The organism is Micromonospora sp. NPDC007271 (assembly GCF_040634005.1).
GTDB lineage: Bacteria > Actinomycetota > Actinomycetes > Mycobacteriales > Micromonosporaceae > Micromonospora.
Map to the genome: position 1 here is coordinate 74,664 of NZ_JBEYER010000018.1, position 9,987 is coordinate 84,650.

Consider the following 9,987-nt stretch of genomic DNA (forward strand, 5'->3'; position numbering starts at 1 on the left):
GTCATGAGGCACCATGGCACTGGACCTGATGATTCGCTCGCTGCGCTCGCTCATGTGCCCTCTCCCGTTCTGAGCTGGATGGCCTCCGCGATGTCTCCGCCGTTCGGGCGGTTTCGTCCGTCGAGGTCGGCGATGGTCCAGGCGAGCCGGATGACCCGGTCGAAGCCGCGGGCGGAGAGCGAGCCGGAGTCGAGCCGCCGTCGCAGCTCCCTGGTGTCCCGCCCGGGCAGCTGCCACGGTGGCCGGCGTAGGTACGGGCCCGGGATCTCCGCGTTCACCCGGCGACCGGTGGCTGCCCACCGGTCGCCGGCGGCCCGACGTGCGGTGGCGACCCGAGCGGCCACGGTCGTGGACGACTCGTTCGGGTCGCCCGTCTCCAGCAGTTCCGCCGCCCGTACGGGCGGCAGCCTGATCTGCACGTCGACCCGGTCCAGCAGCGGCCCGGAGAGCCGGCCCAGGTAGCGCCGCCGGGCCAGGGGAGTGCACTCGCAGTCCGCGTCCCCCGCCGGCTTGGCGCAGGGACAGGGATTGGCCGCGAGCACCAGTTGCGTGCGAGCCGGGTACTCGGTGGCGCCCCGGGTCCGGGCGACCCGTACCCGGCCGCTCTCCAGCGGCTGGCGCAGCGCCTCCAGTGCCCCCTTGCTGAACTCGGGTGCCTCGTCGAGAAATCAAGATTCACTCCATGACCACCCTAAGCCCCGCCGCAGCTCAGGCTGTCGCAGCACTCGCCCCGTTCCAGCCCCGCAGCCGAGCCGAGGTCCGTGCGCTGCTGTCCACGTGGGCACGACGCAACCAGCTCACGGCCGCCGACCTGCGGGCAGTGCTCGACACCTTCCGCGCCCGCCCCGAGGGAGCATGATGCGCAGCCTCTACCGACGGCCTTGGACCTGTCAGACACTCGACGGTGTGAAGATCACCGAGACAAGCCCAGGCGTCTACCTTGCCGTACTACCCGCCCCCGTCACTGCCGCCACTCTCGCTCAGCTAGCAGCTCGACTGCCCGACGGGGCGTTCCTCATCGACACAGACACCGAGGATGACAGCACCGTTTACACGACTTGGCAGGCACACGGGCACCAAGTGATCCCGCTCGACTGATACAGCAGAAAGCAGGGGACCCCCGATCATCGGGGGTCCCCTTGTGTTTGCCCTACTTGCTGTCGTCGGCCAGGTCGGGGCGGTGCTTCTTGATCCACGACTCAACATCGGACTTCCGCCAAATCTGCCCCATGATCAGCCGTTGATACGGCTCGGGGAAGTCACGCCGAGAAGCGACCACGGACGCCCGAGCGCGTGAGACGCCGCCCAGCATCTCCCGTATCTCAGCGATCCCGACGAACTCGACCATGGGGTGACGGTAGGTGTTGGCGATAGTTTGACGATCGGGAACAGCGATCGGGGTTGACGATCGATAACAGCGGTAGCACGATGGGCTATGCCCGTTCTGCGACGCCCGAAACCCGTTCCGCTTGCTCCCGTTCACCGCCCCGTGTGGCGCTGGTTCCGCCGCCGTGACTGCTCCTGCGGGCTCCGTTGGAAGACCTGCCCAGACAAGCACCTGCCCGTGCCCGTCGAGCCCATCCCCGAGCCGCTCAAGCGGACCGACTGGACGCATTGGAACCAGCCAACCCAGATCCTGTGGCTGGGGAACTTCCTGACGCGAGGGCAGGCGTACAGAGCGAACGGTGGCAGGCATGTCTGACCATCTACCCGTCCGCCCCATCTGGCTGTGTCGCGTCTGCGGTCAGCCGTGGCCGTGCGGGGAAGCACGGGCAAGGCTGACCGTGGAGTACAGGAATGATCGAGTAGCACTGAGCGTCTATCTGGCGTCGATGATGGGAGAAGCGGTGGAGGATCTGCGCAAGCTCAACCCCGAGCCTGAGCTAGACCAGGGGCAGGTATTCGGCAGGTTCCTCGGCTGGACGAAACCGGCGACCGAGGCTGAGAAGTTCGACCGGATGGCAGACACCGATGCGAAGCGGCAGGGGCTCGCCTGTCTCATCTGCGGACACCAGGGGCCGGGCCTGCTGGGTGGTTACGGCACCAAAGAGGATCTAGTCATCTGCGGTAACGGGGTCGGCTGTGGCCGGACCGGGGACGAGGTAGCGGCGGCCAACCGCGCGCAGTAGCCCGATAGTCCAGGATCAACCCGAGAGGGCTCCAGCGGCGCCGCTGGAGCCCTTTCTCGCTGGTCGAACACCCTCGATACCCGTAGGCTTGCTGGCCGGTACAGCGTTCGCGTCACGGGTGGGGAAGCATGGCGATCAACTACGCCTGGGTTCTAGCTGAGTGGAACAAGTTCCTGGACATGACCGAGCGCGTCAAGACAGGCGAGACTCACCCCACTCGCAGCGGCGAGATAAGACACGTCTACAGCTTCAAAGCCCCCGACGACGAGGTTAAGAAGCAGCTCGCCACCGTCCGACTCACCTTCCAGAGGGTGTTTGAGAATTGGGAGTGGCGAGGCTTTGGCTCGCTGAACCACCAGGTCAACACGATGCGCGACCAAATCCACTCGTACCTCCCAATGATCGAGAGAAGCGAGGAGATCGAGGCAAACCTGACGCCGGACGATCCTGGCCCGCAGATCGCAGCGGACGATCTTCACCCTTGGGTGTGGAGCGCGGCCAAGCCGCATTGGGACAGTGGCAACGATCGCGCGGCGATCCACGCCGCAGCAGTCAACATCAACTCCCGGCTTCGCAAGAAGCTCGGCCGGTTCGACGTATCTGAGAGCAGGGCCGTCCGAGAGGCGTTCAGCATCGAGGACCCGCAGCCGGGCCGGCCGCGGTTGCGCCTATGCCCGCCGGACGACCCGGAGCACTTCAAGAGCGTCCACGTCGGAGCTACCAATCTCGGCTGCGGGTTGTTTGGTGCCGTGCGTAACCCGGTCGCTCACCTCTCCGATGAGGACCACGACTTAACGGAGCAGGAGGCATTGGAGTGCCTCGCGGCCTTCAGCCTGTTTGCTCGCTGGATCGACAGAGCGGAGGTTCAGGAGAAGCCAGCTAGCGAGGCCGCCGGAGCCCCTGATGCTCAGGAGGGCGTGCGGTCCCAGCCCACATGAGACACCGTGCGCTACGGTCGCCGTTGTGCGTACCAGAAGGCGAGATGACAGACGGCTACCGGCGCGTTTCCACCGGCAGTCGCGCCAACAGACCCAGACGGGGCCGGCGCCCAGAACTGACCAGTTGGCAGACTCGCATCACCCAGGTTCGCGATTTGGCAGGCACGCTAGCGCTCCTCGCCGTCCCCACGTTCGCACTTCGGGCGTGGATAGTCGGCTCATTCGACTTCGACGTTGCTTCGGCTTTAATGCTGCATACCACCCCTGCTCAACTGGTCTACGTGTCTCTCTTGTTCATGACCCCTGTGTTCCTTTTCGTCTGTGGATTACTTGTGGCCCGATGGCTCTGCCGTGCGGCAATCCAGAAGGGAAAGCATCCCCTTCTGGTAATCTTGATCCCGTATCTGAGTCTTCCAATATTTCTAATTCCCGCGCTAGCGGGAACGGAGCGCAATGACTGGCACGGCGCGATTTTCTTGCTGGTGTCGGTTCCGCTACTTGGAACCATGGACGTAACGGGACAACTGATCGATCGAGGCTATCCGAAGGGCCTTAGCATTCTACGCCCTCTGATGGTTGGGGTAGCTGTAGTCGTCGCCTCGGTGTTCGCCCTGTATCCACGTATGTGGCTGCCACCCGAGCGGGCAGTTGTTTCCGGCGAGGCCAAGAAGGTCTACATTCTTGAGCACAAGGATGACGAGTATGTGTTCTTTGATCCGCGCGCCAGGTCGGTTGTGCGACTGCCTGACAAGGATCTTACAGATCGCCAGTATTGCGACGAGAATCCAGACATGGATTTTCTAATCAACCTGGTGGTCTCCAAGCCAAAAGGAAGACCGACCTGCCCCTAATATCGGACGGACACAAAAGAAAAGGGCCAGGGGACACCCCTGGCCCTCTTCAATCGCTCGGCTGCTATCAGCTAGCGGCAGCCTGGATCCACTGAACCGAAACCGGCTCAGCCACAACGGCACCGCCGATACGGTGCACCAGACGAACACCGATCATGTCCTGGGCAAAGTAAGCCTGCTCGGAGACGTTCAGCTTGACCGAACGGGCGCCCACGAAAACGCGGGACATGTCGCACACCAGAACCGAGCGAACAGGAATGTTCGCCGACACCAGCAGCGGGAGGCCCTGCGCCTGAGTCGTCGGAGCATCGGTGACGTTGCCAGCGAGGAACGCGCCAGTAGTGCCGTTCTCACGCTCACTCCGCAGAGCAGCCGCCATATCGGGCGAAGCGAAGATGACCGTAGCCCGGCCGCCCGCGCCCTCGATGTTGGACACGGCGGTAATCACGTCCGCCCAGGTAACCACCTTCTTGCCAGCGGCAAGAGCAGTCTTGGTGTTGTTACCCGTCGCGGTCAGACCAGCCAGCCGGCCAGTGGTTGCGCTACCGAAATAGTCCAGGTCGATTCGCTGCGCGATATCCCGAGTCAGCGTGTCAATGATCACCTGACGAAGCGGCAGCGCCGAATCGTCCATAATCTCGGCGGTAGCCTTGGTCAGAGCCTTGTAACCGTAAGCGGTCAGAATCGGGCCACTAAAGGTGATGTCGTTATCGGCGATCACCTGGCCCTCGTCGGTCGGGCCCTCAACACCGGTGGTTCCGGTGAGCTGCGGAAGCTGAAGCTCCTTAGAGTCCATCGGAAGGACGTTCAGACCCGGCGCACCAAGGAAGACGCTCTTGGCGCGGAGCAGATCAAGGTACTGCGCGGAAACCTTTTTCGGAACGGTGTAACCGCCGTCGGCGTTTACACCCTCCTGAAGAGTACGCAGCTCATCCCGGGTCGGGAACAGATTGCGCCATTCCGCAGCATCCGGCTTCGCCTCACCGCGCATGGACGACAGCCGAGCGCCCTGCTCATTCAGAGCACGCACCTCGGCGGCCTCTGCACCAGCACGATTCTCGGCCTCGGCGCGCTCGGCGTCGGCGAACTGCCGCATTTCCTTGCCAACCTCGCCGACAGCAATTACCCGCTCATTGCCCGACAGGTTCACAGCCCGGAGCATCGGCTCCGAAAAGGGCGTGTCCTTGACAAGCGCCATCAGATCGGCAATCTCCCCGACCCGGAAGTCCCGGCGCTCTCGGCGCATGTCATCAAACATGCTGGCGATCGCACCACAGCGGTTCTCATAGTCCATTCAAAGCTCCATTCGTGTGGATAGCAGCGCCGCCCTGGTTGGGGCGGCGTAGAGTTGAGAGCTATTCAGTTGTTAGCCTTGGTCGCGCTCGTCCAGTAGTCGCAGAATCATTTCTGCGTACCGACGTTCGATTTTCACCGTGTAATCGTCCGTAATGACTGCCTTTCGCAGCCTGTGAACAGCCAGAGCCTCAGGCTCAACAGACTGCCCGCACTCGTCGCATTCGCTCACTTGGTGCCCAGAGCGTCAACGGCGGCACACGCAATAGCCGCGTACGTCTTCGCCCAGCCGTCCTGGCCGACCTCAAGACACATCTCAGCGCGCCGATAGAATTCGTTAACCATCACGTCAAGCTCTCCGGCGTCCAGTTCAGCGAGAGCAGCAGTCAACTTGTCCACGGGTTGTCTCCCTTCATTCGGGCACGAAAAAGGGGGGCCCGCCAGGGCCCCCTGTCCGTGCTTATGGATTTCATCAAGGGTTCTACCCCTCTACTCTCCCGGCAATAACTCAGTCATGCTTGTTCCCAGCCGCTCAAGCTCAAGCCGCCTGACCTCCCGATCCTGCGCGCGGTCCTCCGGGTCATCCTGCCAACCCTTGCGGAGGTCAACCTTGAACCATCCCTGATTCTCGATGGGTTCCCCGTCGCTATCGAACATCGGGAAGTCACCAAGAAACCGAGCAAGCTCCGGGGATACCCGGTCGGAATACCCCGGCGTATCCCATGGACTAGTACTCCAGCCGCACTTCCGTCGGCGGTGTTTGCGCAGCTAGGACCGCGGATGCGGATCAGGCCTCAGAGTACACGACCTTCCATCGTAGACTGCCGCACTTGTGGCGGTGGATGATCTTTCGGGGTGGGCGGCAGGTCTGGATGACCTGATGGCGCGGATCGCTGGCCGGTTTCGGCGGGTGGAGCCACGTCGGCGGGCCCGGGCGTATGTGCTGGGGCTGCTGTCGCCGCTGGCCGGTAAGAATGGCTGGACCCTGGCCGAGGCCGCCGGGGAGAACACACCTGACGGCATGCAACGCCTGCTCAACAGGACGGCGTGGGACGCCGACGCGGTCCGCGACGACCTCCGCGACTACGTCGTAGAGCACCTCGGCGACGCTAATGCCGTTCTGATCATTGATGAGACGGGGTTCCTGAAGAAGGGAACCAAGTCCGCCGGTGTCCAACGTCAGTACTCCGGGACCGCGGGCCGGACCGAGAACTGCCAGCTCGGGGTGTTCCTGGCGTATGCGTCCGAGCACGGGCGCACTCTGGTCGACCGGGAGCTGTATCTGCCGCAGGGCTGGTGCGCCGATGACGCCCGGCGGACCGAAGCCGCGGTACCGGCGAAGGTGCGGTTCGCGACCAAGCCGGCGCTGGGGTTGCAGATGCTGCGCCGCGCACTGGACGCGGGGCTGCCGGCTCGGTGGGTGACCGCCGACGAGGCCTACGGCAAGGACAGCAAGTTCCGGCTGTGGCTGCAGGGCCGGCGCATGGGCTACGTCCTGGCCGTGGCCTGCAACCAGAAGATCCCGACCGGCGGCGGCAGCGCCCGCGCCGACGAGCTGGCCGCCGCCGCTCCTGCCCCGGCCTGGAAACGGCGCAGCTGCGGCGCCGGCGCCAAGGGACCCCGTCTGTTCGACTGGGCCGTGGCCACCCTGCCCGACACCGGCACCGCCGACCACGGATTCACTCGCTGGCTGCTCATCCGTCGGTCGATCACCGACCCGACCGAGCATGCCTACTACCTGTGCTACGGACCGGCCGACACCGACGACGAGGAACTCATCCGCGTGGCCGGCGCCCGGTGGGCGATCGAGGAGTGCTTCCAGACCGCCAAGGGACAGGTCGGCCTGGACGACTATCAGGTGCGCCGCTACGACGCGTGGTACCGCCACATAACGCTCGCTATGTGCGCGCACGCCTTCCTCGCCGTCACCGCCGGCCGGGCGGAAAAGGGGGCACCGCCGACCGGGCCGGACTCGTCCCCCTCAGCCTCGCAGAGACTCGACGTCTCCTGGCACACCTGATCACTCGCAGGCGAACCCGCGACCACGTCAGTCGATGGTCATGGTGGCGGCGCCGCCACCAGTTCCGAGCCAAAATGAGCCACTACCAGCGAAGACAACGACTCAGCCAAGTGCGGCTGGAGTACTAGTCGGGTAGTAGACCATCTCGCCCAGCCGTTCATTCCAAACCGCACCGCCCGGTTTGGGGTCCTTCGGTTTGACAGCCTCGGCCTGCCCGTTGCGGCGTAACCCGCGCAACCGCGTCGCTTCCTTGGTGCGACAGACAACCCCGCAGTACCTGGCCCGCCGGCCACGCCGACGATAAGAGGGCTGCTCGAACAGGTGGCCACAGTGCCGGCAGCGCCGCGTGTAAACGCTCACCGAGCAACCTGATCCCAGCGCCGCCAACGCCAGCTCGGCGGCGGATAGCGGCGAGGTTCAGCGTCCGACGCTTCGCAGAGAACCAGGAAATAGTCTCGGCCGAACGGGTCGGACCCGGCTTCCAGCGACCACATCCAAAGCTCGTCCAGGGATGGGAACTCAGCGCCCCACGGGGCGACCGCAGGGGCGTCCAGGACGGCCGCAGGACTCTTGGGGCCCTGGTCCTGATCCTCAGCCGGGGCCGCAGGCTCGTCGGACTTGCTAGCCCGATAGGCGCGCATCCTCTCGCGGTTGCGTAGGCGCCTACAGTCCGGCTTAGCGCAATACTCGCCTCGGGACTGGCCCTTGGCGGAGAACGCCAGAGCATCGCCGCACTGCGGCACTTTCTCATTGAATAAGCCACGATCGGTCAACCTTCCTTGAAGTGTTACGAGTGCTACGCGCGACGTAGCATCTGTAGCGCAAATGCGAACGAGGGTAAGGGAGTGGGACTACGGGCAGGGGGGCCTCCAACATTTCAGGGGGCCTACCCATAAGGCGGATAGACGGTTCGCAGCCCTTGACGCCGGATGCTTCAATGTCGGCATGACGCGTGACTGGTTCGACTACGCCGGATTCGTCTTCAACATCCTTGCCACTTCTGCCGGTGTGGTCGGCCTATTCCTGGCCGTCAAGGCGTACAAGGTCGCCAAGGCTGCTGGCAAAACCGCCTTTGAGCTAGAGATCCTCCGAGAGATGGCCTATGTCCTTGAGGACAGAGGCAAGCGAGCCGAAATGATGGACAGGATGCGTGAGCATCCAGGAGATGCCCTCCATGAGGCAGGGCTCTTTGCTCGCATGGTTCTGATCGCGCCTCGGACAGACTTGACTCTCTGGTGGGTGGTCGCAAAAAGCAACTTGCTAAGCCACGTGTTTGAGAGCCTCCACACCCACCCCGCGCTTGAGGCGTTCAGGCAAAAAGACAAGCTTGAGGACCTCTACGACGAAATGACATTCGTCAAGTCTCTCGTCATCGGAATGCGTACTGAACTTCTCGACGCCATGGAAAAGCGCACGAAGTAGCGGTCAGCTAGCCCCTCTGCGCCGAGCTGCCCGCTGAGCGCCGATCCTGCCGCCTTGGTGTCCAGAGCAACGGGCGCAGTGTGGCCGCCAGGCCGTGACATCGAACAGCCGAGCCAGCCCCTCGGGGGTGCTGGTCGGGATTGAGTGGTCTACGTGAGTCGCTGGTGCCATGCACTCATGGCACCGCGGATTCTCCAGCAGGAAAGCGCGCTTCATGCGCGTAGCCTGCGCTGAGTACCACTCGGCCGGGTGAGTCCGGCCGTACTTGTAACTGGTGCGCCTCTGCGCACCTTCAAAGGGCTTCATTGGGTGCTTCGCACATCTAGAGCCTTGGCCTAGCGGGATCAAGGCTCGACAGACAGTACAGGTGTTAAACGACAAGGAACCTCCAAGTTCCTTGGCTTCGGTTCTGTTGGCCTTCGCCAAGGTTCAGGTAAAAGGCTGCCCCCGCCGAGAGGGGCAGCCGTACTGCTTGAAACAACCCTTCAATCATCGACAGAGGCAGACACTAATAAGATATAGAGTCCGTTTGTGTTTCCGCAGGCCAGGGCTATGCCTGTATCCCTCACAGGGATACGGTGTATCCCTCACAGGGATACAACCGGGCTTCCGCCCATGTCGTTGATGCTGACCCCGTGGAACTTGCAGACCACAGAGCCCTTGCCGGTCTGAAACAGCGTGTGCGGCAACACCAGGCACCGCAGGCCAGACTGCGGAAGGATTAGGTTCATGCCCTTGGCCGCAGTCACAGCCTTGTTCGCGGCCAGGTCGGCCGCACGGCCGTAGCCGATACCGAGGATTTGAGCTAGCTCACCGGGGCCAAACTCAGCGTGCCCGATTTGGTTAGCCCACCCGAGTGCAGCGAAATGAACCCGGAACGCTCGGGGGTTGATGTTCGGATCACCCGCCATCCGGCGGTATTCGGGCTGATGAATAGCCCCGAAGTTTCCAGCGAACTTGAATCGGCTCACCGGGCGGCACCAGAGTCCTTATCCTGTTCGGCATCCCGGTCCGTGATGAACTGACGTACAGGGTCAGTGCCGAGCAACACCATGCAAAACAGCCGTAGCCCGATCGGCGCACTGTCATCCTCGGCGAAGCTCTCAGCCCACGCAACAACCGTCGGAAAGTCCATCTAAACCCCCTGTCAGTGGATTACTTGGAGAAACAAAAGAGCCGAGGAAGATGTCCTCGGCTCAGTGAGATCATTCTATGCGGCACTGTTACAGCGCCCAGGGCCAACGAGAGAGCCCCGACCAGCAGACCCTTACGGGACTACTAGCCTCGATCATTCACGGCTGAGGTCGCCGGTTGTGGCCCCGCGCCCATGATCG

Annotated in this window: 10 protein-coding genes and 2 pseudogenes; 6 read left to right on the top strand and 6 right to left on the bottom strand. The window is 63.3% G+C overall.

Features of this window, described 5'->3' with window-relative positions; genetic code table 11:
* Nucleotides 1-50: 50 nt before the first annotated feature.
* Nucleotides 51-665, bottom strand: a pseudogene (locus tag ABZ570_RS09515) (ATP-binding protein); the annotation flags it as partial.
* Between the two features lie 17 nt (nucleotides 666-682).
* Between ABZ570_RS09515 and ABZ570_RS09520 the strand changes: the two are divergent.
* On the top strand, nucleotides 683-859 hold the full coding sequence (locus ABZ570_RS09520) for a hypothetical protein (RefSeq protein WP_358059473.1): 177 nt from the start codon (nucleotides 683-685) through the stop codon (nucleotides 857-859).
* 291 nt (nucleotides 860-1,150) lie between these two features.
* Here the strand turns inward: ABZ570_RS09520 and ABZ570_RS09525 are convergent, their stop codons facing one another.
* Nucleotides 1,151-1,348, bottom strand: a complete 198-nt coding sequence (locus ABZ570_RS09525; RefSeq protein ID WP_358059476.1) for a hypothetical protein — start codon at nucleotides 1,346-1,348, stop codon at nucleotides 1,151-1,153.
* Between the two features lie 436 nt (nucleotides 1,349-1,784).
* On the opposite strand from ABZ570_RS09525, the gene ABZ570_RS09530 reads away from it, so the two are divergent.
* The 3 genes from ABZ570_RS09530 (at nucleotide 1,785) to ABZ570_RS09540 (ending at nucleotide 3,918) form a co-directional block, all read left to right on the top strand.
* Nucleotides 1,785-2,129, top strand: a complete 345-nt coding sequence (locus ABZ570_RS09530) for a hypothetical protein (RefSeq protein ID WP_358059479.1) — start codon at nucleotides 1,785-1,787, stop codon at nucleotides 2,127-2,129.
* 128 nt (nucleotides 2,130-2,257) lie between these two features.
* A complete protein-coding gene (locus ABZ570_RS09535; RefSeq protein WP_358059482.1) occupies nucleotides 2,258-3,067 on the top strand; it encodes a TIGR02391 family protein in 810 nt (269 codons plus the stop codon).
* A gap of 44 nt (nucleotides 3,068-3,111) precedes the next feature.
* Nucleotides 3,112-3,918 (top strand): hypothetical protein, encoded by an 807-nt coding sequence (locus ABZ570_RS09540; RefSeq protein WP_358059485.1) that lies wholly within the window; start codon nucleotides 3,112-3,114, stop codon nucleotides 3,916-3,918.
* A 67-nt stretch (nucleotides 3,919-3,985) separates the two neighbouring features.
* Here the strand turns inward: ABZ570_RS09540 and ABZ570_RS09545 are convergent, their stop codons facing one another.
* Nucleotides 3,986-5,212 carry a phage major capsid protein gene (locus ABZ570_RS09545; RefSeq protein ID WP_358059487.1) on the bottom strand — a complete coding sequence of 409 codons (1,227 nt, stop codon included), beginning with the start codon at nucleotides 5,210-5,212 and terminating at the stop codon, nucleotides 3,986-3,988.
* A gap of 227 nt (nucleotides 5,213-5,439) precedes the next feature.
* The gene (locus ABZ570_RS09550; RefSeq protein ID WP_358059490.1) at nucleotides 5,440-5,610 is read right to left on the bottom strand and encodes a hypothetical protein; all 171 of its coding nucleotides are present in this window, start codon (nucleotides 5,608-5,610) and stop codon (nucleotides 5,440-5,442) included.
* A 481-nt stretch (nucleotides 5,611-6,091) separates the two neighbouring features.
* On the opposite strand from ABZ570_RS09550, the pseudogene ABZ570_RS09555 reads away from it, so the two are divergent.
* Together ABZ570_RS09555 and ABZ570_RS09560 are read left to right on the top strand one after the other, a co-directional pair.
* Nucleotides 6,092-7,359 (top strand): annotated as a pseudogene (locus tag ABZ570_RS09555) (IS701 family transposase).
* Nucleotides 7,360-8,176: 817 nt separating this feature from the next.
* A complete protein-coding gene (locus ABZ570_RS09560; protein ID WP_358059493.1) occupies nucleotides 8,177-8,653 on the top strand; it encodes a hypothetical protein in 477 nt (158 codons plus the stop codon).
* A 587-nt stretch (nucleotides 8,654-9,240) separates the two neighbouring features.
* Here ABZ570_RS09560 and ABZ570_RS09565 read toward each other — a convergent pair.
* Both ABZ570_RS09565 and ABZ570_RS09570 read right to left on the bottom strand, forming a co-directional pair.
* Nucleotides 9,241-9,624 (bottom strand): hypothetical protein, encoded by a 384-nt coding sequence (locus ABZ570_RS09565; RefSeq protein ID WP_358059496.1) that lies wholly within the window; start codon nucleotides 9,622-9,624, stop codon nucleotides 9,241-9,243.
* Nucleotides 9,621-9,788: a hypothetical protein gene (locus ABZ570_RS09570; RefSeq protein ID WP_358059498.1), complete on the bottom strand. Its 168-nt coding sequence runs from the start codon at nucleotides 9,786-9,788 to the stop codon at nucleotides 9,621-9,623. Before ABZ570_RS09570 ends, ABZ570_RS09565 begins: the two co-directional genes overlap by 4 nt.
* Nucleotides 9,789-9,987: the final 199 nt, after the last annotated feature.